General features: G+C 60.1%; 21 protein-coding genes. 7 read left to right on the plus strand and 14 right to left on the minus strand.

All coding sequences use genetic code 11. The features are described from left to right. The first annotated feature begins 32 nt into the window (after nt 1–32). The 4 genes from BUQ90_RS04400 to purH all read left to right on the plus strand — a co-directional run bounded on the left by BUQ90_RS04400 (nt 33) and on the right by purH (nt 5,492). Entirely contained in the window at nt 33–1,319 is a 1,287-nt protein-coding gene (locus BUQ90_RS04400) for an RsmB/NOP family class I SAM-dependent RNA methyltransferase (protein WP_074203888.1), read from the plus strand. Between the two features lie 117 nt (nt 1,320–1,436). Next, nucleotides 1,437–2,099 carry a ribulose-phosphate 3-epimerase gene (gene rpe, locus BUQ90_RS04405; protein WP_074203889.1) on the plus strand — a complete coding sequence of 221 codons (663 nt, stop codon included), beginning with the start codon at nt 1,437–1,439 and terminating at the stop codon, nt 2,097–2,099. Continuing rightward, on the plus strand, nt 2,096–3,889 hold the full coding sequence (locus BUQ90_RS04410; protein ID WP_084192482.1) for a heparinase II/III family protein: 1,794 nt from the start codon (nt 2,096–2,098) through the stop codon (nt 3,887–3,889). The genes rpe and BUQ90_RS04410 overlap by 4 nt, the downstream gene beginning before the upstream one ends. 10 nt (nt 3,890–3,899) lie before the next feature. After that, nucleotides 3,900–5,492 carry a bifunctional phosphoribosylaminoimidazolecarboxamide formyltransferase/IMP cyclohydrolase gene (gene purH, locus BUQ90_RS04415; protein ID WP_074203890.1) on the plus strand — a complete coding sequence of 531 codons (1,593 nt, stop codon included), beginning with the start codon at nt 3,900–3,902 and terminating at the stop codon, nt 5,490–5,492. Here purH and BUQ90_RS04420 read toward each other — a convergent pair. After that, nucleotides 5,464–6,438, minus strand: coding sequence for an NAD(P)/FAD-dependent oxidoreductase (locus tag BUQ90_RS04420; RefSeq protein ID WP_074203891.1), 975 nt, complete (start codon nt 6,436–6,438; stop codon nt 5,464–5,466). The genes purH and BUQ90_RS04420 overlap by 29 nt on opposite strands. Nucleotides 6,439–6,583: 145 nt before the next feature. Between BUQ90_RS04420 and BUQ90_RS04425 the strand changes: the two genes are divergently transcribed. Both BUQ90_RS04425 and BUQ90_RS04430 read left to right on the plus strand, forming a co-directional pair. Further along, nucleotides 6,584–7,093, plus strand: a complete 510-nt coding sequence (locus BUQ90_RS04425; RefSeq protein WP_074203892.1) for a DUF427 domain-containing protein — start codon at nt 6,584–6,586, stop codon at nt 7,091–7,093. Nucleotides 7,094–7,096: 3 nt separating this feature from the next. Next, nucleotides 7,097–8,449, plus strand: coding sequence for an ABC1 kinase family protein (locus BUQ90_RS04430; RefSeq protein ID WP_074203893.1), 1,353 nt, complete (start codon nt 7,097–7,099; stop codon nt 8,447–8,449). A gap of 27 nt (nt 8,450–8,476) precedes the next feature. Here the strand turns inward: BUQ90_RS04430 and BUQ90_RS04435 are convergent, their stop codons facing one another. The 9 genes from BUQ90_RS04435 to purE form a co-directional block, all read right to left on the minus strand. Next, nucleotides 8,477–8,884: a DUF3035 domain-containing protein gene (locus tag BUQ90_RS04435; protein WP_074203894.1), complete on the minus strand. Its 408-nt coding sequence runs from the start codon at nt 8,882–8,884 to the stop codon at nt 8,477–8,479. An 83-nt stretch (nt 8,885–8,967) separates the two neighbouring features. Beyond that, entirely contained in the window at nt 8,968–9,480 is a 513-nt protein-coding gene (gene lspA / locus BUQ90_RS04440; RefSeq protein ID WP_074203895.1) for a signal peptidase II, read from the minus strand. After that, on the minus strand, nt 9,477–12,542 hold the full coding sequence (ileS, locus tag BUQ90_RS04445; protein WP_074203896.1) for an isoleucine--tRNA ligase: 3,066 nt from the start codon (nt 12,540–12,542) through the stop codon (nt 9,477–9,479). Before ileS ends, lspA begins: the two co-directional genes overlap by 4 nt. Nucleotides 12,543–12,615: 73 nt before the next feature. Continuing rightward, nucleotides 12,616–13,599, minus strand: coding sequence for a glycerophosphodiester phosphodiesterase family protein (locus BUQ90_RS04450; protein WP_084192483.1), 984 nt, complete (start codon nt 13,597–13,599; stop codon nt 12,616–12,618). Next, nucleotides 13,596–14,519, minus strand: coding sequence for a bifunctional riboflavin kinase/FAD synthetase (locus BUQ90_RS04455; RefSeq protein ID WP_074204873.1), 924 nt, complete (start codon nt 14,517–14,519; stop codon nt 13,596–13,598). Before BUQ90_RS04455 ends, BUQ90_RS04450 begins: the two co-directional genes overlap by 4 nt. A 7-nt stretch (nt 14,520–14,526) precedes the next feature. Further along, the gene (locus tag BUQ90_RS04460) at nt 14,527–15,765 is read right to left on the minus strand and encodes a dipeptidase (protein ID WP_074203897.1); all 1,239 of its coding nucleotides are present in this window, start codon (nt 15,763–15,765) and stop codon (nt 14,527–14,529) included. Next, nucleotides 15,762–16,256, minus strand: a complete 495-nt coding sequence (locus tag BUQ90_RS04465; protein ID WP_074203898.1) for a dihydrofolate reductase — start codon at nt 16,254–16,256, stop codon at nt 15,762–15,764. The genes BUQ90_RS04460 and BUQ90_RS04465 overlap by 4 nt, the downstream gene beginning before the upstream one ends. A gap of 27 nt (nt 16,257–16,283) precedes the next feature. Beyond that, entirely contained in the window at nt 16,284–17,354 is a 1,071-nt protein-coding gene (locus tag BUQ90_RS04470; protein ID WP_074203899.1) for a 5-(carboxyamino)imidazole ribonucleotide synthase, read from the minus strand. Beyond that, complete coding sequence (gene purE / locus BUQ90_RS04475) at nt 17,355–17,843, minus strand: 5-(carboxyamino)imidazole ribonucleotide mutase (protein ID WP_074203900.1); 489 nt, start codon at nt 17,841–17,843, stop codon at nt 17,355–17,357. A 249-nt stretch (nt 17,844–18,092) separates the two neighbouring features. On the opposite strand from purE, the gene BUQ90_RS04480 reads away from it, so the two are divergent. Then, the gene (locus BUQ90_RS04480; RefSeq protein WP_074203901.1) at nt 18,093–18,674 is read left to right on the plus strand and encodes a GGDEF domain-containing protein; all 582 of its coding nucleotides are present in this window, start codon (nt 18,093–18,095) and stop codon (nt 18,672–18,674) included. Between the two features lie 24 nt (nt 18,675–18,698). Here BUQ90_RS04480 and gpmA read toward each other — a convergent pair whose 3' ends face one another. The 4 genes from gpmA to BUQ90_RS04500 all read right to left on the minus strand — a co-directional run bounded on the left by gpmA (nt 18,699) and on the right by BUQ90_RS04500 (nt 23,206). Next, on the minus strand, nt 18,699–19,385 hold the full coding sequence (gene gpmA, locus BUQ90_RS04485) for a 2,3-diphosphoglycerate-dependent phosphoglycerate mutase (protein ID WP_074203902.1): 687 nt from the start codon (nt 19,383–19,385) through the stop codon (nt 18,699–18,701). A gap of 67 nt (nt 19,386–19,452) precedes the next feature. After that, nucleotides 19,453–20,430, minus strand: a complete 978-nt coding sequence (locus BUQ90_RS04490) for a HupE/UreJ family protein (protein WP_074203903.1) — start codon at nt 20,428–20,430, stop codon at nt 19,453–19,455. Then, complete coding sequence (locus tag BUQ90_RS04495; protein ID WP_074203904.1) at nt 20,427–21,272, minus strand: peptidyl-prolyl cis-trans isomerase; 846 nt, start codon at nt 21,270–21,272, stop codon at nt 20,427–20,429. The genes BUQ90_RS04490 and BUQ90_RS04495 overlap by 4 nt, the downstream gene beginning before the upstream one ends. A gap of 17 nt (nt 21,273–21,289) precedes the next feature. Beyond that, complete coding sequence (locus BUQ90_RS04500) at nt 21,290–23,206, minus strand: DUF3604 domain-containing protein (RefSeq protein WP_074203905.1); 1,917 nt, start codon at nt 23,204–23,206, stop codon at nt 21,290–21,292. Between the last annotated feature and the right edge of the window lie 221 nt (nt 23,207–23,427).

Raw genomic sequence — 23,427 nt, forward strand, 5'->3', positions numbered from 1 at the left:
CCTTTTGGCGGCAATTGTGGGAAGCGCCCGCAATGAACAATTCCCGACCAGACCGGAAGGTCCCCGGACTTCCCGCGCGCCAGGCTGCCCTGCGTCTGCTCGATGCCGTCTGCCGGCGTGGCGAGACTCTGGATCAGGCCATGCCCGCCGCGACCGGACGGCTGTCCAATCCGTCCGACAAGGCGCTCGCTCACAATATTGCGGCCAATGTGCTGCGCTGGATGACGGCGCTCGACGCCATGATCGACAGTGCCACCCGCAACCGGCTGGCTGATGATGCCAAGGCCCGCATGGCCTTGCGGATTGCTCTGGCGCAGGTCCTGATTCTCGAAACCCCGCAACATGCTGCCATCGCCACCGCCTTGCCACTGGTGCATGGCGGCCCAAGGCGGCTGGTCCATGGGGTCTTCTCCACAGTCATGCGCGGCATCGACAACGGCAAGTTGAAAATACCAGAATATCCCGAAATTCCGGGTGAGACACTGGATCGGTGGACGCATAACTGGGGCGAAGACACCGCTGCAGCCGCCTGTCGCGCCTGGGCTGTTCCTCCGCCGGTTGACCTGTCTTTCCGTGAGGAACAAACCGCTCCCGCTCTGCAAGGCCTGTCGCTGGCATCCCGGCATTTGCGCCTGACGGACCCGGCTCCTGTCACCGAACTTCCGGGATTTGCAGAGGGGGACTTCTGGGTCCAGGATCTGGCGGCTTCGCTTCCGGCGCGTCTCCTGGGGCATGGCGAGGGGCGAACGGTTCTCGATCTGTGCGCCGCGCCTGGCGGCAAATCGATGCAGCTGGCGGCGTCAGGCTGGCGGGTTGTCTCTGTCGACAGCTCCGAAAAGCGCATGATCCGCTATCACGAGAATATGACACGCACCGGGCTCGAAAGCGAAACCGTCATTGCCGATCTGATGCGCTGGGAGTCGCCCGAACTGGCCGATGCCGTGCTGCTGGATGCACCCTGCAGTGCGACCGGCATTTTTCGCCGGCATCCGGATGTGCTGCATTGTATCGGTGCGCGCCAGATCGCCGACCGCGCGGAAGTGCAGACCGGATTGCTGCGCCGCGCCGCTGCCTGGGTCAAACCGGGCGGGTTGCTGGTCTATGCCGTCTGCTCGCTCGAGCCGGAAGAAGGCGAAGACCAGGTCACGGAATTTCTCGCAGAAAATAGCGATTATGTGATCGATCCTGTCGCATCGTCGGAGTTGCCGGAGGGGATTGCGCCAACGGCGGACGGCACTGTTCGTACTCTTCCCGGCATGCTCGAAGAACAGGGCACTCTCGACGGGTTTTTTATTGCCCGGATGCGCCGGAAAAGCTGATCCTGCAGAAAAATCCGGCCTGTCCCCAATTTGTCCACAGGCCATTGGGTTTTCGGGGGTTTCACGGCTTGCAGCGGCGGTTCAAAAATCCTAGAGGCTGGGCGCAAAGGAACTGTCATGACCAGCCCGATCCGTATTGCTCCATCCATCCTGTCTGCGGACTTCGCACGCCTGGGAGAAGAGGTTCGCGCGATTGACGAGGCCGGATGCGACTGGGTCCATATCGACGTCATGGACGGGCATTTTGTTCCCAATATCACGATCGGGCCGGGCGTGGTCAAAGCGCTGAGACCGCACAGCGAGAAGCCGTTTGACGTGCACCTGATGATCGCACCCGTGGATCAGTATCTGGAAGATTTCGCTGCCGCCGGTGCCGATATTATTTCCTTCCATCCCGAAGCCGGGGCACATCCGCACCGGACGGTGCAGACCATCCATGCCCTCGGCAAACAGGCTGGTCTGGTGCTGAATCCGGCAACATCGCTGGACTGCCTCGATTACCTGATCGATGATCTGGACCTCATACTGGTGATGAGCGTGAATCCCGGTTTTGGCGGTCAGAGCTTCATTGACACCCAGTTGCGCAAGATCGAAGCGATCCGCCAGCGCATCGAAGCGACCGGCAAGGATATCCGTCTGGAAGTTGATGGCGGGATTGACCAGACCACGGCCCCGAAGGCCATAGCCGCCGGTGCGGACACGCTGGTCGCAGGGACCGCGACATTTCGCGGGGGGGCGGATCACTATGCCGCCAATATCCGGGGCCTGAGGGGTGGATGATTCAGGACTGGCCTGACAAAAATCCCCGCGAGGATGAAGAGGTGAAGCCGGAACGGGATCGCTATGCCGGGGAAGCGACAGAGGCTCCCGAGGGGCGGAGTCTGACCCTGCGCCACAGCGGTGACCGAGGCCAGTCGCTCGCTGAACAGGCCGCGCTGCTCTACTACCGCATGACCTGGCGGATGCCGCTTCACCGCTTGCGACTATCTGGCAAATTGCCGCTGCGACTGCTCGCGGTTCCGGTTGATCCAGTGGAAGGCAACCGGGTGCAAGGCATGGCGGTGCGCGCCGGACATTTCCTGTTTCGCGGCCTGAAGAAGAAACTCGACAAGGTGGATTTCGCCGATCTGAAACTTCCGCCGGCTTTTGAGGATTATGTCCACCGGTTCCAGTGGCTCCGGGATCTCGATACCGCCGCGTCCCGGGACCAGGCCGTACCCGTCGCGGAACGGCTGATGGACCAGTGGCTGGAAGCCAATGGCGCCCGGGTCCGGCAACCAGCCTGGCGGCCGGACAATTGCGGCTGGCGGTTGCTGATCTGGGCCAGTCACGCCCCCCTGATCCTGTCTTCCAATGATCTGGTCTACCGATCCAGGGTTCTCAACAATATCGCCCGTACCGCACGGCATCTCGACCGGACGGCGGACAAGGCGACCTCCAGTCTGGGGCGGCTCGTGGCCTGGAGCGGCGTCGTCGCGGCTTCGCTCCTGATTCCCGAGGGCCGAGTGCGCCGGATCGTCGGTGAGGCGGGGCTGGAAAAATCCATGAGCGAGTTTTTCTTCGCTGATGGCGGATCGGTCTCGCGATCCCCGCTTAACCAGATGGATGCGGTCATCCTTCTCTCGATGCTCAGCCAGGTCTATATCGCCCGCGGTGAAGATCCTCCCGAATTTGTCGCCAACGCGCTGGCCATGGCGGTCCCGCCGCTCACCGGCCTGACCCACTATGACGGCAGCATGGGCAACTGGCAGGGCAGTGGCGCCACCTCGGTGGAAACGATTGACCAGATAGTCGACGCCAGCGGCATTCGTGCTCGCCCGCTGCGTCAGGCACGGGACTGGGGCTATCAGCGCGTGTCCTCGGGACGGTCGGTGCTGATCCTGGATGCCGCTCCGCCACCGATTGCCAGAATGGCCGTCGCCGGCTGCGCCTCGACCCTGGCCTTTGAATTTTCCAATGGCGACAACCGGATCATCTCCAATTGCGGCGGGGCCGGGCTGGTTGGCGCGACCATTCCCGCCTCGCTGGCCCGGGGTTTGCGCACGACTGCGGCGCACAGCACCCTGTGCATCAACAACAGCAACAGCACCTCGGTTTTGCCGGATGGCAAGCTCGGTCGCGGGGTCAATGAAGTGGAGCTGTTCCGCCGCGATGTCGAAAATGCCACGCGGCTCGAAGCCAGTCATGACGGCTATGGCCGGCGCTTCGGGCTGATCCACAAACGCCTGCTGTTGCTGCGGTCCGACGGACTCGAACTGCGCGGTGAGGATATGTTGATACCCGATGGCAAGAAGCGGCGTCGGCGCAAGGATGATGTCGAATTTGCGCTGCGCTTTCATCTTGGCCCGGATATCGAAAGCGACCTGATTTCCGAAGGCAAGGGTGTGCTGCTGCGGCTGAAAGACGGAAATTTGTGGCAGTTCCGTTCCACCGGCGGACAGATTGAACTGGAAGACAGCATCTGGGTCGACGGCATGGGCATACCGCACGAAGTGCAGCAAATGGTGATTACGGGATCAGTTGGCAGCGGCGGCGGCGCGACCGGCTGGCTGCTCAAACATATGGGATAGACGAAAGATTATGACGGAAAATATTGCGATCAAGCGGGCCTTGCTGTCGGTATCGGACAAGACCGGCCTCGCCGAACTGGGCAAGGAACTGGCGGCGATGGGCGTGGCCCTGATATCCACCGGTGGCACGGCGGCCGCTCTGCGCGAAGCGGGACTGGACGTCGCGGACATTTCCGAAGTCACCGAATTTCCCGAGATGATGGACGGGCGGGTCAAAACGCTTCACCCGAAGGTCCATGGCGGCCTGCTCGCACGGCGGGATGATGACGGGCATGTTGCATCGATGCAGGAACACGACATTGCGGGAATCGACCTCGTGGTGGTCAACCTCTATCCTTTTGCCCAGACTGTGGCGAAAGGTGCCGGGCGTGACGAGATTATCGAGAATATCGATATTGGTGGCCCGAGCATGGTGCGCAGCGCGGCCAAGAATCACGACTTTGTCACGATCATCACCGACCCGTCAGACTATGCGACACTGGTGATCGAACTCCAGTCTGGTGACGGCGCAACCAGTCTCGACTTCCGCAAGAAAATGGCGGCCAAGGCTTTCGCAGCAACGGCCAGCTATGACAGCATGATTGCGCAGTGGTTCGGCTTTGCTGATCAGGGACTGATGTTCCCCGACACATTGCCGCTGACGATGAACCAGCCGACCGAATTGCGCTATGGGGAAAACCCGCACCAGAAGGCCGCGCTTTATATGCCTGCTGGCCCATCGGCTTCCGGCATCGCGCAGGCCGAACAGCTGCAGGGCAAGGCGTTGAGCTACAATAATTACAATGACGCCGACGCGGCGCTGGAACTGGTCAGCGAGTTTCGGGACGGGCCGCCGACCGTGGTGATTGTCAAACATGCGAATCCCTGTGGCGTGGCCAGTGCGGACACGGTTCTTGACGCGTACAAGGCTGCGCTGGCCTGCGACAGCGTGTCGGCCTTCGGCGGCATTATCGCCGTCAACCGGCCGCTGGACGCCGCGGCAGCCGAAGCGATGACCGGCATATTTACAGAAGTGGTCTGTGCGCCCGATGCCGATGCCGGGGCCCGTGAAATATTTGCCAAAAAGAAAAATCTGCGGCTGCTCTTGACCGGTGAACTGCCTGATCCGGCGCGCGGCGGCATGGCCTTCAAATCCATCGCTGGTGGTTTTCTTCTGCAATCTCGCGACAATGGCCAGATTGCACCGGGAGATCTGAAATGCGTCACGAAGCGCCAGCCGACCGAGCAGGAAGAAGCGGACTGCCTGTTCGCCTGGACCGTTGCCAAGCATGTCAAATCCAATGCCATTGTCTACGCAAAGGATGGCGCGACGGCTGGCGTGGGAGCCGGTCAGATGAACCGCCTGGAATCGGCGCGGATCGCGGCATGGAAAGCGAAAGATGCCGCTGAGAAGGCCGACTGGCCGGAGCCGCGCACTATCGGGTCGGCCGTGGCTTCAGATGCTTTTTTCCCTTTTGCCGACGGCCTGATGGCTGCGGTGGAAGCCGGAGCGACGGCGGTGATTCAGCCGGGTGGTTCGATCCGGGATGATGAAGTCATTGCAGCAGCGGACGAGGCCGGCCTCGCCATGCTGTTTACCGGAAGGCGTCACTTCCGGCACTGATCCGGAAATCCTCTGCGATCACCATTTCGCCCAGCGCGTTTCCGGACAGCCAGGCACATTCGACGCGCGGTCCGATCAGCCAGTCGCCGCAGACGCCAAGCCGGAGTCTGGGGTCATATAGTCCCGTAAACTCAGTGCCGCCCGACCGGGCAAAACGCCAGCGATGGGCGGTTTGGAAGACAGGTCTTGGCAGCGATGTGCCGGACAGCTCTTCAAAGCGTTTAACTAGCCTCGCGGTCACGTCGGCCGTCTCATCCTCCAGATGGTCCGCCGACCAGGCGGGCGATGCCTGCAGAACCCAGCTTTCGGTTTCGGCCCGCCCGGGCTTGTCCGAGTTGCGGGCGGCCCAGCCAAGGACCGGATCATCACGAAACGTGACCTGTTCCGTTTCCAGCGACCGGTCGAACGCAATCATGACGGTCCAGCAGGGAGCCGATGGTGTCGACCGGGCCAGTCCGGCAAATTCCGCATGCCAGGGTGCCAACAGGTCCGCGGCTTGTTCCGCGGGTATGGCGATAACGACCGCATCAAACCAGGTTTGCAGGGAATCTTCTGGACATTGCAGCTGCCAGCGGTTTTCTGTGCGTGCCAGCCCGGTGATCCGGGTCGACCAGTTGATCTGATGATTGCTGGCCAGTTTCTTGACCGGTGTATTCATCGCCGGACTGCCCACCCATGCGTCGGTCCCTGCTGCCGGCCAGGGCTGTACAGTGTTTTCGGCCTCCCAGCCCGCCACAATCTTCCGAAACGCCGGATTTCGTGCCGTAAAATATTGCGCGCCATGGTCAAAGCCGACCGGTTTGCCCTCAATATCCACACGGCGGGTCGACATGCGGCCGCCCGGTCCGCGGGCCTTGTCAAACAGCTCGACCTCGTGGCCGCCCGAGACCAGGCGTTCGGCAGCTGCAAGGCCGGATAATCCGGAGCCGATAATGGCAATTCTCATAACAGGGTCTTTCGGACATATGGTTTTCGGCGCGCGATCCCCATATTGGAGAATAGGCCGGACTGGAACAGGACCCCAATGCTTTCTGCCACGAGGCTTGTGCAGACAACATGTCCATAAGGGCGTGCAAGGAGTAGCTCCGATTATGAATGCCCGTTTCTTCAGACCGCAACCCGAACCGGTGCAACCCGGTCAGGAAAGTGTCTGGGACTTTCCCCGGCCTGCGATCGCGGACCCCTGTTCGTCCCATATTGTCATCGAGCATCAGGGTGTGATCGTCGCCGATACCAACGCAAGCATCCGCACGCTGGAGACAAGCCACCCGCCGAGCTACTATATCCCTCCGGATGATATCGCGCCAGGTATGTTGCGCCGGGCCGAAGGCAGCTCCTACTGTGAGTGGAAAGGCGCGGCTGCCTATTGGGATGTGGTTGTCGGCGACACGGTCTTGCCCCGTGTCGGCTGGAGTTACCCCAGCCCATCTCCGGATTTTGCCATATTGCGCGATCATATTGCCTTTTACTGCGGCCCGTTTGACCGGTGCAATGTAGATGGCGAAACCGCCACAGCTCAGCCTGGAGACTTTTACGGCGGATGGATTACCTCCGACCTGGCGGGGCCGTTCAAGGGCATTCCGGGAAGCCGGGGCTGGTAGGACATGGCCAGGGACACAAATAATCCAAAGGATCGCGCCGTTCCCAGTGGCAGATTGTCCCGGCTGGGCCAGTTCGGGCGCCTCGCAAGTGGTGTCGCCGGCGGGATGATTGCTGAAGGGGCCCGGCGTCTCGCCGACGGTGAACGACCGGACATGCGCGACATGATGCTGACGCCGCGCAATGTGACCCGGGTGGCTGAACGGCTGTCTCACCTGCGCGGGGCCGCCATGAAACTGGGTCAGATGATCTCGATGGACGCCGGGGACATGCTGCCTCCGGAACTTGCGGAGATCATGGCGCGGCTGCGTGACAATGCCCACCGGATGCCCCCGCAGCAGCTGCAAAAGGTGCTCGCCGAGCAATGGGGCAGGGACTGGCGCCGGCGGTTCAAACGGTTCGGGCCCGGGCCGATCGCGGCGGCATCGATCGGGCAGGTTCATCGGGCGACGACCCATGACGGCCGGGATCTCGCGATCAAGGTACAATATCCTGGCGTACGGGAAAGCATTGATGCGGATGTCGACAATGTCGCGACCTTGCTCCGCCTGTCCCGCCTCCTGCCGGCGGAACTCGATATTTCTTCGCTGCTGGCCGAAGCCAAATTGCAGTTGCATGAAGAAGCCGACTATGTGCGCGAAGGCGAATATCTGGCGCGCTTCGGCCAGCTGCTGGCGGATTCGCCCGACTATGTTGTTCCCTCGCTCGACACCGAATTCACCACCAGTCAGGTGCTGGCCATGTCCTTTGTTGAAGGCAAGGCGATTGAACAGCTGGAAGACGCGCCGCAGGAGGTGCGGGACGACAGCATGCACAAGCTGTTCCGGCTGGTATTGCGCGAGATATTCGAGTTTGGCGTGATCCAGTCTGATCCCAATTTCGCCAATTACCGCTATCAGCCCGACAGCGGCACACTGGTGCTGCTCGACTTTGGTGCGACCAGACCGGTCGGCAAGACCGTTGCGGACGGATATCGCCAGCTGATCTTTGCCGCGCTGAACGGCGATCGGGACATGGTGCGCGAACAGGCACTGATCGCGGGTTTTGTCGGCGAAGCAGCTATTAGCCGCCACCGCACCCGGATCGACAAGATGATTGATGTCATCATCGGCGAGCTGAACCGTCCGGGATTATTTGATTTCAGCGATCGCCAATATGTCGCAGCGCTGAGCGAAGAAGGCATGGATATCGCGGCGGATCGGCAGGCCTGGCATATTCCCCCGACGGACCTGCTGTTCGTGCAGCGCAAGATCAGCGGCATGGCCCTGCTTGCGGCGCGGCTCAAGGTGCGGATCGATGTTCGGGGTCTGGTCGAAGCCCAGCTGGGCGCCACCGATCCGGTCAACAATACCGAATAGCGGGTTGCATCATACTGCCTGGCAGAATTACTCGGGTGTCGCGGCCTGGGCGTTCTGGCCGTCGCCTTCGGGCGCGGCGATAATGTCGCGCGTTACGCTGCCCTTGTCGACCGTATTGGTTTCCGGGTCACCCACGGAGGAGCGGATCCCGGCATCGGCATCGCCGGCCTGACCGACAATGGCATTTTCCGTGACACTGCGTGGCTGGCTGCCACCGAACATGGCCTGCAGGGTTTGCTGCTGGGTGTTGCCGGTCTGCGGACGCGGCTGACCCGGTTTGGGCGGAGTCAGGGTGAAATCGGGGGGAATGACCAGTGGCGGCTGTCGGGATACGGCGAATTCATCCGGGCGGTCCCGGTCAAACAGGCCGCTCGAACCGCATGCGGACAATCCGGCCAGCGACAACAGGCTGAGACCAACAAGTGATTTACGCATATTCCATTCCCTCAAAAACTCTACGGGGCCATTCGCAGCCCCAGTGCCACAGCCTGACTTTCGCCAAGCTGAATATCTTGCCGTCAGTCATTAGCCTCTGGAGTCCGGTCACGCAACAACAGTGCGCGTCCGAGCAGGATGACCACGCCGATACTGATACAGGCATCGGCCACGTTGAAGATCAGAAACGGGCGAAAGCCATTGATATGCAGGTCGGCAAAGTCGGCGACATAACCGAGCCGGGCGCGGTCGAGAATATTGCCCATCGCCCCGCCCAGAACCAGAGACAGCGCAAAAATATCCCATTTCGCCTGTTCGCGCCACATCCAGATCAGCACGGCGAAGCCGATCAGTCCCGTCAGGGCGACCAGAGCCCAGCGCTGAAAATCCGTGGAAGCGGTCAGAAAGCCCATGGAAACGCCGTAATTTTCCGCCCAGGTCAGGTTGAAAAAGGGCAGCAGGACGATCTGGCCCTTCGCTTTCAGATCAAGAGGATGCATCACCATATATTTGGTGAACTGGTCGGCAGCGAAAATCAGGAATGCGATGATCAGCCCGGTCATTCTGTACCGGCGGACAGCTTTGTCGTCAGTCATCCGTTCAGCACCTTGTCACAGCGTCCGCACAGTGCGCCGTCTTCCGGCACATCCGGGAGCAGGCGCCAGCAGCGGCCGCATTTGTCATGGCCGGTCTTGGTAACGGCAATCTCCGCACCATCCTGCACTTCGGCGACAATGCACAGTTCGGCAAATTCCTCGGCGGTTACCGGCACGTCGGCCAGCGGATAGACCACTTCTGCCTCGAGGCTGGACCGGATCGTCTTTTCGCGCCGCAACGGCTCGATGGCTTCGGTCACATTCATCCGGGCGCTGCGGATCTGCTGCCATTTTTCGGCCAGCGCGGCATCTTCCCAGCGATTGTCGACTTCGGGCCAGGTCTTGAGGTGGATGCTGTCCTCCTCGTCCGGGAACCGGCTCTGCCAGATTTCTTCGGCAGTGAAGACCAGAACCGGCGCAATATAGCGGGTCAGCGCGTGGAACAATTTATCCATCACTGTCCGGTAGGCCATGCGCTTGGGATCATCCGGCGCATCGCAATAGAGACAGTCCTTGCGGATATCGAAGAAAAACGCGCTGAGATCGTCCTGCGCGAACGCGGTCAGCGTGCGCATATAGGGACCGAAGGCAAAATTGTTCAGATGCTGTTCGAGTTCGCGATCGACCTCGGCGAGGCGGTGCAGGATATAGCGTTCCAGTTCCGGCATGTCTGCCACCGCGACCCGCTCGCTTTCGGCAAAATCGCTGAGACCGCCCAGCATGTAGCGGAAGGTGTTGCGCAGCTTGCGATAGCTGTCGGTCACGCCTTTGAGGATTTCATCACCGATCCGGTGGTCTTCGGTAAAGTCGACACTCGCCGCCCAGAGGCGCAGGATATCCGCGCCATTGACGTTGATGATCTTTTGCGGATCGAGCGTGTTGCCGAGCGACTTAGACATCTTCTTGCCGTTCTTGTCGAGCGTCATCCCGTGGGTCAGCACGGTCTTGTAAGGCGCACGGCCGCGGGTGCCGCAGGATTCGAGCAGGCTCGACTGGAACCAGCCGCGATGCTGGTCGCTGCCTTCAAGATAGAGATCGGCCGGGCTCTGGTGATCGGGCCATTTGCCGCTTTCCAGCACAAAGGCATGGGTACAGCCGCTGTCAAACCAGACATCGAGAATGTCGGTGATCACTTCATAGTCATCAAGACTGTAGGCATTGCCCAGAAACTCCTGATGATCGGCATCAAACCAGGCATCGGCACCGCCTTTTTTGAAGGCTTCGACAATCCGTGCATTCACGTCGGGATCGTTGAGATAGTCGCCAGTCTTGCGATCGACATAAAGCGCAATCGGCACGCCCCAGGCGCGCTGGCGCGACAGCACCCAGTCGGGGCGCCCCTCCAGCATAGACTGCAGCCGGCGGTGGCCGCGTTCGGGAACGAAGCGGGTCCTGTCGATTTCGGTCAGCGCGATCTGGCGCAGACTGGGCGAGCCGCACAAAGTCTCGTCCTTCATGTCGACCGCGCCGCCTTCATCTTCCCAGCTTTTTTCGTGCAGATGCTTGGCCGGCAGATGGGTCAGGTCGGTGTCCATCGGCACAAACCATTGCGGCGTGCAGCGATAGATGATTTTCGCCTTCGAGCGCCAGCTGTGCGGATAGCTGTGCGCGAAATCGGCGCTGGCCGAAAGCAGCGCCCCGGCGTCGCGCAGGTCGCTGCAGATCGGCCCGTCGGGGGCGTTGAATTTCTTGTTGATGACATTGCCCGCCCGCTCGTCGGTGCGCGGCAGCCAGGCCCAGTCTTCCTTGTACACGCCGTCGGCATCAACGGCGAAGACCGGGTTCAGGCCGTTGGCCTTGCACAACTCGAAATCATCCTCGCCATGATCGGGCGCCATATGGACAAGCCCGGTGCCCGCTTCGGTAGTAACGAAGCTTGAACCGTCGAGGAAGGGGCGCGGTTTGGTGAAGAAATCACTGCTCGGGAATTTGTCCGCCATCGGGTGCTTCGCGACGGCACCGGCGAGTTGGGAGCCGACTATCAATCTATCCGGTGTGGTCCCGTCTTCATTGATCGAAAAATCCAATTCTGGATCAAACTCAATTTCGTCGACACCGAATTCGGAAAGATCAACCTTCTGTAAAGTCGAAGTCAGCCGTGCATTAAACTGCTCCACCAGTTCTTTGGCGACCAAGAAATATCCCTTGGGGCCAGGATGTAGGTTGAGCTCTTCAAGACGTTGTTGTGCGCCTTTGACCTGATCTTCGTCTACATTGGGAAAGGCTACCCATGGTTGCAGCAACACATACTCGACGTCCGTTCCGTATGCCAACGCTTGATTGACCGGAATCGTCCATGGCGTGGTCGTCCAAATAGCTGCGAAAACCTTGTCTCCGCCAGAAATAATTTCTTCTATACGGGGTGCATTCGGCGCTTCGACAATTTCAAACGCCACATCGATCTGGGTCGAAGTGATATCCTCATATTCGACTTCGGCTTCGGCCAGCGCGGTCTTTTCGACCGGCGACCACATCACCGGTTTCGCACCGCGATACAGCTGCCCGGCTTCCGCGAATTTCAGCAGTTCCGCGACAATCGCGGCTTCCGCGTCATAGTCCATCGTCAGATAGGGCTTGTCCCATTCGGCGAGCACGCCCAGCCGCTTGAATTCCTCGCGCTGGACATTGACCCATTTGTCGGCATATTCGCGGCATTCGGCGCGGAATTCGCTGGCGGGAACCTCGTCCTTGTTGCGTTTTTTCTTGCGATATTGCTCCTCGATCTTCCACTCGATCGGCAGGCCGTGACAATCCCAGCCGGGCACGAACGGCGCGTCCTTGCCGAGCAGGTTCTGCGAGCGGACGGCAATGTCCTTCAATGTCTTGTTGAGGCTGTGGCCGATATGGATGTTGCCATTGGCATAGGGCGGGCCGTCATGGAAAATGAACTTTTCCTGCCCGTCGCGCGCGGCGCGGAGCCGGCCATACAGATCCATCTTTTCCCAGCGTTCGAGAATACCCGGTTCCTTGTTGGCAAGGCCGGCCTTCATCGGGAATCCGGTTTTCGGCAGGAAAACCGTGTCCTTGTAATCGGGTTTGGTGTCAGATGGGCTGTCAGTCATGATTGGCGGGGATTAGGCGAGGCAAGGCGCTGGTGCAAGCGGGATTTCACGCCGGTGTTCCCCGTCCCGACAGCTAGCGAACCAGCGCCGGCCCGACCTTGCGGATATCCTCGACCATGACATGGCCGGCGAAGCTGGCCGGGATGTCGGTCAGCTGCTCCCCCCGGGTCAGTCCGCGCGTGGATTCGCGGTCATTCATCGGACCGATCAGCAGAATATGTGCGCCGACCGCATCCATGCGCGCCTGCGTGCGGTTGGGCCATCCGGCGATCAGCCATTGATAGTCGAGCGGAACCACCAAAGTGCCGTCCCGGCAGCTTTCGGGCGTGATCCCCAGCCAGCCCATCCAGGCATAGTCCCGGGTACAGGCTTTCACGCCCGATTTCGACCAGGTCCAGACCCCGGGCATCAGCTCCCGCATCCGCTGTACCGGTACCTCGGCGCCGTAAAAGCCGTCGCCTTCTGCCAGCGGATCGCGGCCGGCTTTCCGGAGAATGGCGAACAGTTGATCGGCCTCGGCCGGGTCATTGTTTTTGAAATTGAACAGGAACGGCTTGAAGGTTTCCGAGGCAATGGCCTGTTCGACCGTGGGGATCTTGCCAACCCCCTTGCCGCGCAGCGGGAACGTCGCGCCGCCGTCCGCCGAATAGCCATGGCCGATGTCGAGCGCCTGCAACTGGGCGAGCGTCAGGCTGCGCGTTTCACCTTTGCCTTCGGTGCGGCAATCAACGGTCCAGTCATGGAAGAGGACCATATGCCCGTCGCTGGTCGGGGCGACATCGACTTCGACCATGTCGGCGCCCGCACTGACCGCGGCCCGGATCGAGTGGATCGTGTTTTCGAAAATCTCCAGATCTTCCTGACCCGGCAACATCCGGATCGCGGTGCAGTCATCCCGGCCGACTCCGGTCGGGTCGTAAATGTGATGCACGCCGCGATGGGCGATCATTTGCATTTTTCCTGATGGCGGCGGGGCCCAGCGCGAGCTGTTGAGCAACAAGATGACCAGGATCAGCATCCAGAGGCCGCCGAGACCCCAGAGCAGTTTGCGCATCATGCAAGCAGGTCCCGCGCCCGGTCGCAGTCTTTCTCCATTTGCGCCTTCAGTTCATCGAGGCCATCAAATTTCTGCTCGCCGCGGAGGAAGTGGTGCAATTCCACCTCGATGGTCTGGCCATAGAGATCTTCAGCAAAATCAAAGAAATAGGGTTCGAGCAGTTCCTTGGGCGGATCGAATGTCGGGCGGATACCGAGATTGGCAGCACCATTGACAACACGCCCGTCGGGCAGGCGCCCGCGGACCGCATAAATCCCGTATTTCGGCCGGAGATACTGGCCCATGTCGATATTGGCGGTAGGGTAACCGAGCTTGCGGCCATTCTTGTCGCCGTGGATGACCGTGCCTTCAATTGCAAACGGCCGGGTCAGCAGGCTGTTGGCGGTTGCGCAGTCGCCTGCCTTCAGGGCATCGCGAATCCGGCTGGACGAGATCACCGCAACGCCGTCGCTGACCGGGCCGACAATCTTTGTGGTCAGGCCCAGCGGTGCGCCGACAGTTCGCATCACCTCGACATTGCCGCCTCGTCCCTTGCCGAAAGTGAAATCTTCGCCCGTGACGATCCCGGCGGCACCAAATCGCGCGACCAGCAGGCGGGCAACAAAGTCCTCGGCCGTCGTGCTGGCCAGAGCGGCCCCAAATTCGAACACCAGCATGGCCGCTGCCCCGGCCTCGCCGAACAACCGTTCGCGCTGGTCGAGCGTGGTCAGCCGAAAGGGCGGCGTGTCGGGTTGAAAATGGCGCACCGGATGCGGATCGAATGTCGCGATGATTGCGGGGCGGCCTTCCGCCTTTGCCCAGTCCAGTGCGACTTGCGCAACCGCCTGATGCCCGAGATGAAAGCCGTCAAAATTGCCCAGCGCGATGATCGCGCCACGCAGGTCGCCCTCGATCCGGTCATTTCCACTGAGCCTTGTCATGCCGGGGCTATTGGCCAGATTCCCCGGATTGATCAAGCTCCGGATTTTCTTCCGGCAGCTGGAGCAACGGAATCAGGCCCTGTTCCAGCACCCTGAGCGCATTGCCGCCCATCACCGCGCGGATTTCCTCTTCGCTCAATCCGGCGTCCATCAGGGCCTGGGTGACATGGACGATGCCGCTGGTGTCGAATCGGGTGGTGACCGCCCCGTCAAAGTCGCTGCCGAGCGCGGCATGCTCGATCCCGACCAGATCGCGGACATGGAGCACCGCTTTCGCGACGCTTTTCGGGTCAGTGTCGCACATGGCGCCGTCCCAGTAGCCCAGTCCGATAATCCCGCCTGTGGCGGCGACACCGCGGATTTCCTCATCGCTGAGGTTGCGGTTGACGCCGCATACCGCCTGCACCCCGCCATGGCTGGACACCACCGGGCGCCGGGCCATGGCGAGGATGTCGGCCACACAGGCATGGCTGCAATGCGCGATATCGACGATCATCCCCATTTCTTCCATGTCGCGGACAATCTCGCGCCCGAATTCGGTCAGCCCGCCTTTTTCCTCGCCATGCATCGAACCGGCCAGCTCATTGTCGAAAAAATGCACCAGTCCGGCCATCCGCATGCCGGCATTATAGAATTTCTCGAGATTTTCGCGGTTGCCTTCCAGGGTCTGCAGGCCTTCGGCGGAGAACATGACGCCGATCGTGCGGGGCTGCGTGCCCTGCTCGCGTTCCGACTGGCGCAGGGACCGCAGTGCCGTGACATTGTCCGACACCGCCATCGCGGCAAGCTGGCCTTCCGAATCCGCCACGGCGCGGTCCAGTTTGGTCATGTGCCACATCTGCCGCTCGAACAGCGAGAACCAGGTGCGGAAGGGCTGCAGCTGCGATATCGCGAGCAGCGTGATATTGTCGGTCTCGGCGCTGTTGCTGTCGTAATTCTGACCCTTGGGCGTCTTGGTCACGCTGGAGAAAATCTGCAGGCCGACATTGCCTTGTTGCAGCCGTTTCATGTCGACATGACCATAATCGACACTGTCGGTGATCTTGCGCTTCCACAGCAGCGTGTCGCTGTGCAGGTCGACGATGAACAGGCTGTCATGCAGTTCCTGTGCCTCGGCCCGGATCCCGGGAAGCGGCTTGCCGTCGATCATGTTGGTCTGTTTTTCGAAAATGCTCGGCGACAGAGTGAACCAGGCGATGGCGGCGATGACGATCAGTCCCGTGAGGGACAGGAGAGCTTTTTTCATGATGCTGTCCGTTCGAGCGTCACAAAGGCATAGCCGGGTCGGCCGTTTTCGGGCTGGTGCTCTTCGCGAAAAGTCTCGGCAAAGTCCGACAGATCCAGATCATCCATATATGTGTCCCCCTCTGCCGCAAAATGGACTTCGGTCATTTCGATCCGTTTGGCCAGTGGCAGAAACTGACGATAGATTTCCGCGCCGCCAATGACAATGGCTTCCGGCGTATTGGCGAGAGCGATGGCATCCTGTAGCTGATGGGCGGTTTCGGCGCCTTCGGCCTGCCATTCAGTATCGCGCGTGAGGACGATATGTCGCCTGCCGGGCAGCAGACCGGGGAGACTGTCAAACGTCTTGCGACCCATGATCAGCGGCTTGCCCTGGGTCAGCGCCTTGAACCGGCGAAGGTCCGCGGGGAGATGCCAGGGCAGGCCGCCATCCTGACCGATCACGCCATTATCGGCCCGGGCAAAGATCAGGATGATTTCAGGATCGGTCATGCTGTGTCGATCTCCAGCTCGAACGGATCAGAAATGCAGCTTGGTGACATGGCCCATCTTGCGTCCGGGCCGGGTCTCGCCCTTGCCATACAGGTGCAGGTGATTGGCCGGATCGGCAAGCAGGCCGGACCAGTCATCTGCCTGTTTGCCGATCAGGTTGTGCATCTCGACACGGGTGGCGGCCAGTCCGGTGTCGCCCAGCGGCAGGCCGCAAATCGCGCGGATGTGGTTTTCAAACTGGCTGGTGACCGCACCTTCGATGGTCCAGTGGCCGCTATTGTGCACACGCGGCGCCATTTCGTTGAATATCGGACCGTCGGCAGTGGCGAAAAATTCGCAGGTCAGCACACCGACATATTGCATGGCTTCGGCCATTCTGGCGGCCAGCTCCCGGGCCGGTGCTTCCTGGGCAAGAATTTCCGGAGGTGCCGGGGCCAGCGAGTGGGCGAGTATGCCGTTTTCGTGCACATTATGAGGCGTATCCCAGAACCGGATTTCGCCGTCCTGTCCGCGCACCAGAATCACCGAAAATTCATGGCTGAATGTGACAAAGCCTTCGGCAATACTGTGTTGCTGGCCCACCGTATCCCAGTGCTTCGCCAGATTGTCCGCCGATTTGATCCGCGCCTGACCCTTGCCGTCATAGCCCATCCGGACAGTTTTCAGGATAGCCGGGCAGCCGGTTTCGTCCAGGGCCTGCTCAAGCGAAGCCAGGTCGGTCACTTCGGCAAAGGGCGCTGTGGTCCCGCCCTGGTCGCGGGCATAGGTTTTTTCGGCCACCCGATTCTGGGCAATATCGAGCGCGCCAATCGGGGGATGCAGCGGTGCACGATTCTCGATCGCATGGAGTGGCCCCACCGGGACATTCTCGAATTCAAAGGTCACCACGTCGCAGCTGTCGGCAAACTGGCCCAGCGCGTCCAGATCATCATCTTTCGCGCAGGTAAACGCTGCCGAAACATCGGCCGCGACGCTGTCTGTATCCGGCGCATAAATGTGGCAGCGATAGCCGAGCTGTGCAGCAGCGACCGCCAGCATCCGGCCAAGCTGGCCGCCACCCAAAATACCGATGGTGGATCCGGGTGCGAGCGGTTTCATTTACGCCGGCGTTTCTGCAACGGCATCACTTTGTGCCTGGCGCCACGCATCGAGACGTCCAGCGAGGGCGGTGTCTTCATTGGCGACAATGGCCGCTGCCAGCAAGGCCGCGTTTTTGGCTCCGGCTTCGCCGATAGCCAATGTGCCGACTGGAATGCCGGCCGGCATCTGGGCAATGGACAGCAGACTGTCCATGCCATTGAGCGCTCGCGACTGGATCGGTACGCCCAGCACCGGCACCCGTGTCATCGACGCCACCATCCCGGGCAGATGCGCGGCGCCGCCAGCCCCGGCAACGACCGCTTTCAGACCGCGCTCCGCAGCAGATTTGGCATATTCGACCAGTCGGTCCGGTGTGCGATGTGCAGAGACGATCCGCACCTCATGCGGCACTTGCAGCTCATCGAGGATCTGTGCGCCGAGACTCATGGTGGCCCAGTCGGACTGACTGCCCATGATGATACCTATCTGGGGATTTGCTTCGGTCATGCACCCACCTGAAATTTCTGCCGGAAGCACATTCGTCTAGCCTCGAATCGAACGCGGTGCAATGCAGAATGACCAACATGAAATAGCCCGGTCAGATGGCAATTTCACACAACAAAAGCAAGTAATCTCAGAATTGACAAAAGTAGACAGGGCTTGCGTTACGTTTTTTTGACTGTAGACGTCCACCAACAACAAAACAGCGTCGCAGCATATAATAGTAATAATGGATATCTCCAAAGGATACGCATTGTGAGCGATGACGAGTCGCGCCAGTCCGGCGATCAAAATGAGTGCAGCAAATGTGAGGACCTGCAGCAGCAAATGCAGGGTCTGCAGGCACGCCTGCAGGAAATGGAACGCCTGGCCCATCATGACGTTCTGACCGGTTTGCCCAATCGCCGGTACTTCATCAAAAGCCTCGAAAACAGGGTGGCGCGCTGCCTGCGTTATGGCGACAACAGCGCATTGCTGTTTCTCGACGTGAACAATCTGAAGAAAATCAACGATAACCACGGTCACGGTGCCGGAGATCTGGCGCTGTCTCATCTGGGCCAATTGCTGTCCACTCATGTCCGGCAATCGGATTTCGTTGCCCGAATCGGTGGCGATGAATTCGGGATCTTGCTCGACAATCTCGACGGGGATGAAGTGGAACGAAAAATTTCAATTCTGCTGGACAGAATCAGCAAATCCGAAATTCAGTACCAGGAAACGGCCCTCAGCCTGCGTGTGGCGATCGGCTATTGTTTTGTCGGACCGCGGGATACGGTAACGGAATTGCTGTCGCGGGCTGATGCCGCCATGTATGCGAAGAAAGACGCCGGGACCTGACTCCTGTACCCTACTACCGCCCGCCTATTTCTCGGAAAGATAATAGCGCTCAATCTCTTTCAGACTGTCATCCAGTTCGTAGATAATTGGCTGACCCGTTGGAATCTCGAGGCCGGTAATCTCGTCGTCTGAAATGCCGGACAGATGTTTGACGAGGGCTCGCAGGCTGTTGCCATGTGCGGAAATCAGCACGCGCTTGCCATTCTGCAATTCGGGTGCAATCCGGCTTTTCCAGTAAGGCAGCACCCGGGCGATCGTGTCCTTCAGGCTTTCGGTAGCCGGGACTTCAATGCCGGCATAGCGTGGGTCCGTGGTCATCTGATACTCGCTGTCGGCGGCCATTGGCGGGGGCGGGGTATCAAAGCTGCGGCGCCAGATATGCACCTGTTCGTCGCCATGCTTTTCCCTGGTTTCCTGCTTGTTGAGACCCGTCAGTCCGCCATAATGGCGTTCATTGAGACGGTAGTTCTTTTCCACCGGCAGCCACAGTCTGTCCATCTCTTCCAGCGCGAGATTGAGTGTCTTGATGGCCCGGGTTTGCAGGCTGGTGAAGCACAGTTCGGGATGGATGCCCTTTTCCTTCATCAGACGCCCGGCTTCGCGCGCTTCCTGCACGCCCTTGTCGGTGACATCGACATCCCACCAGCCGGTGAAACGGTTTTCCAGATTCCATTGCGACTGGCCGTGGCGGAGGAGAATGAGTTGCGGCATGATTTGTCCTGTTATTGCGATTCCCGGATTTCTCTAGCGATGATCGCCGGAGCCGCCAAGCAGGAACTCAGGTGATGATCCGGCTCATCGTGTAAAAGGCGCCGAGGCCGCCGACCAGATAGACGGCCGGGATCTCGATCCATTTCCGCTGGTCGACAGACAATGTGCGGAGCAGCCACATTGCCGCAAGGATGAGGCCGACAAACAGGATCTGGCCCAGCTCGACTCCCATATTGAACAGCAGCAGCGCCAGCAGCTCGGTGCCTGCAGGCAGGCCGATTTCGGACAAGGCACCGGCAAAACCGAGGCCATGCAGCAGCCCGAAGGCGAGGGCGATCAGCCAGGGCCGGCGGATCGTAAGACTGGTTTTCCCCTGCCATTTGCGGACGACCTCGATGGCAAGGAACAGGATAGACAATGCGATCAGCAGCTCGACCGGTTCTCCGGGCAGAGTGAACAGTCCGAGCGCGACAATTGCAAGCGTCACGCTGTGACCGACGGTGAAGGCCGTAATCACCCAAAGCAGCTGGCGCACCGGGGTGAGCAGCAGCAAACCGAGCACGAACAGCAAATGATCCCAGCCGAACAGCATATGCTCCGCCCCGATCAGCAGATAACTGGCTGCTGGCGAGCCACCGGCTTCTCCCAGCTGCAACGCGGCACTGGCCGGGCGCAGCAGATCGGTGCGTTCGGTGCCGTCGGCCCGGGTGATGCGGACAAAAACATCGGTCAGCGTCTGATCGAGCCCTTCGATTTTCAAGATGCCTTTGTCCAGACGGCAGGGCACGGACCATGTCTCGACGACAGCCTGGCCGGTCAGCACCTGCCGGCTTGTCTCCGGTACCGGGCACTGGTCCGGCAGAACGGGCCGCATTTTCAGTTTGCGGCCAGACAGCACCGGCTGCTTCCACTCGACCTCGACCATTCCGTCTGCCGTTTCGGTGAGTTGCAAGGCGGCTGGCCGGATTTCATGGGCGCTGACGGATTCGAAAGGAAAGAACAGTGCGAGCAGGATGATCAGCAACAGGCAGCGCGGTGCGATCAATTTCCGTTGTCCCCGGTTTCACTGTCCGCCTCTTCCACGATAACAGTATAATCGGCCACCAGATCCTGAATGGCCTGTTGCCGGGCCTCAATCGCCTGTTGCTCCTGCCATGCCGCCTGCACCTCGGCGCGGATCGGCTCAAACTCGGCATCAGCAGCGCTGTCGATGGTTTCGACCCGGACCAGATGCAGACCATAAGCCGATCCGATCGGCTCACTCCATTGTCCGCGTTCCAGCGCAAACAGGCGTTCCGCAAATGCGGTGCCGAACAACCGGGTGATCTCGCTTTGCGGAAGAGCGGCATAGCTGCGTTTCTGGATGAACGGGTCGCCAAGCGTTTGCCAGTCCGCGCCCGCATCGAGCCGGCGGCGGGCATCCTGTGCGACCGCATCGACCTGCGCGCCATGGCGCTCGGGACTGAGATAGACATGGACAAAACTGCGCCGCTCGCTGGCCGCGAACCGGTCCCGGTTATTCTCAAACCACTGGCGCAATTCGGCCTCGTCCGGTTCTGCGAGCGCATTGTCACTGATCAGAAAGTCCATTTTCTGTGCCAGCCGCCGGCGAATGATCGTGTCATCATCGCCCAGCCCAAGCCGTTCTGCTTCGCGCATCAGCACTTCGTCCTGGACATACTGGTCAATAATCATCTGTCGGTCTTCACCGGTGGGCAAACGTCCCGCGGTATTTGCCCAGAGCTTTTCAAGCCGGGCCATTTCCTCGGTGCTGACATGGATCGTTCGACCGCGCTCGCCCTGCCAAGCAGTCCAGATGGAGTTGATCGCAACCAGAACCAGTCCGATCAGGAGGAAATGCGTGATCGGATCACGAAATATTTTCACGTGTCGCTATCCGGGATTCAAGTCGCAGGCACATACCAGATCGGTGACGACCAGGCGCGCTCCTGGATGGTTTTTTGCAGCGCAGGATTGGGCTCAACCCCCGCCCGGAGCGCATCCCAGGTCGACCAGCGGCAAACCGGATTTTCCAGCACCCGCACATAATAGGATGCGCGCTGTGCCGTCTCGAACTCCGGATCGCGCCAGAAGGTCTTCAATTCCGGCGCGCCCTTGTCATCCGAAATCGAGCAGTCGGTCAGGTTCACCGTTGCACCATTGTCGGGGCACCGGAAATTCGCGTCGACAGTCCCGCCATCACTGCAGGCAACATCGAAGACTTTTTCCATCACTTCCCCGCCGCTGGTCCAGACCTTGACCACCTGCACCCGTTGCAGCGGCGCACTGAGCGCGTCCCGCATTGCCCAGATAATGAAGCCGGGCGCGTCGCCCTGGCCGATCAGGTCACCGCCCATCGGCACGCCACCGGCATAGGCCTTGCTGACCATGTCCGGATCGTCGAGCATGCTCTCGTCATAACCAAAGCCGCCAAAAAAGCGCAATTTCATCCGCGTTCCGGTGGTCGCGTAGGTTTCCTTGCGGCGCATGGCGTCGAATATTGCTTCCCGTGTATTTTCCTCAGCCCAGACCGCGGCATAACCAGAGGCGCCCCAGCGCGAAAACCAGTTCGCGGCGCGCGGATCTACCGTGACACCATCCCAGCTTTTCTTGCCTTCCGGCGGAACCGATCCACGCGATTCCGGTGTCCCATCAACAACTCCTATCTTGGACCAGAAATTCTTTTCGTCAAACGACCCGCCCACGACATGGGTGTCGCTCGATCCGATCAGGCCAAAGTGAAACGGGTTGGCGCCGATCCTGTCCTGCAACAGCAGGCCGTTGCCATAGGCTTGCCGGACATAGTCGCCGGTCGCGGTTTTGGATTTCACTTCCGATGACAGCAGATATTCGTAAATGCCGAAGTCCGCCCATTCGTCATTGGGTGACAGCGACGGATGGGTTTCGGACGTGCCCTTGACCTGAGTGATTTCCACAATCGGTTCATTGCGCATGCGCTGGTCGGCATAGGCTTTGGTGAGCGGTGCACCGCGATAGGTTTCCATCTTGAACATCTCGCCATCCGAGACATTGCTGTTGTGCGGAATGGAGAGGGCGTCATGACCGGCGTCCCGCTGGTCGTCCATCCAGGTCCACAGGTCTTCCGGATTGGTGGAATCGACGGTGGCGAACGGCATGTCCGGCGCGCTGCCGCGGAACACGACATTGCGGTGCAGATTCCCGCCGGCAAAGCCGCCGCCTTCGCCGCGGGTCACCCGGACGGCAGTATATTCATAGGCGGTGAAAGTCGTGAATTTTCCGGGGTCATAATATTTGTCGGCCGCAGCAATTGTTTGCTTCCAGACATCTCCGACAATTTTCGGATCAAACACGCCTTCCATTTTCCGGCCGTCACGGACGGCACCGCCGATCAGCTGGAAGGCTGCGATGATCTTGTCGGGATCGGTGCTGAACATGTCCCTGGCAATATCGAGCTTGGAAATCTCGGTGCCCTCTGTATCCATAGCCGGCAAATGGCCCAGATAGGCGGCATGGTCTGTTACCGCCATGAAGTCGAGCGCGGGTCCCTCGAGCTTGAGGTCGTAACCCGCCGGATGCTTGACCGTTTCGCCAAGTCCGAATTTATAGGCATCCTCCGGTGTGGCACGGACGTTGAAAATATAGGCGTCAAAGCTGTTGCGGGTATGGATATGGAGATCACCGAAATAGACATTGCGGTTGGGATTGGCGGCCTCTCCGGCGGTTTCCCCGGGGGCCAGCAATTCGGCGCTATCACTGGAGTTATCCGTGCTGTCGCTGCCGCCGGCGCAGCCCGCCAGCAATGTGGCCAGGGTCATCAGTCCCAACAGATTGCGTGTCATTTTCAGGTTCCTCCTCAACCTTTTGCATCGAAAATCAATGCTTTCCCCGCGATTTGCACTTGTATCATTTTTACAACGCTTTTTTGTTTTCGTGCATCAATTGCGCTTCGCAACTTGATTTCATGAGCCGGTTGAACGACTTGTGCAAGGGTTACAGCCGAAAAAAGAGTATTTTCCTTCCCCAAATCCAGGAAAAATACCGGTGTCGGCAATTGTTCAAC

The organism is Parasphingorhabdus marina DSM 22363, assembly GCF_900128895.1.
Taxonomy (GTDB): domain Bacteria; phylum Pseudomonadota; class Alphaproteobacteria; order Sphingomonadales; family Sphingomonadaceae; genus Parasphingorhabdus; species Parasphingorhabdus marina.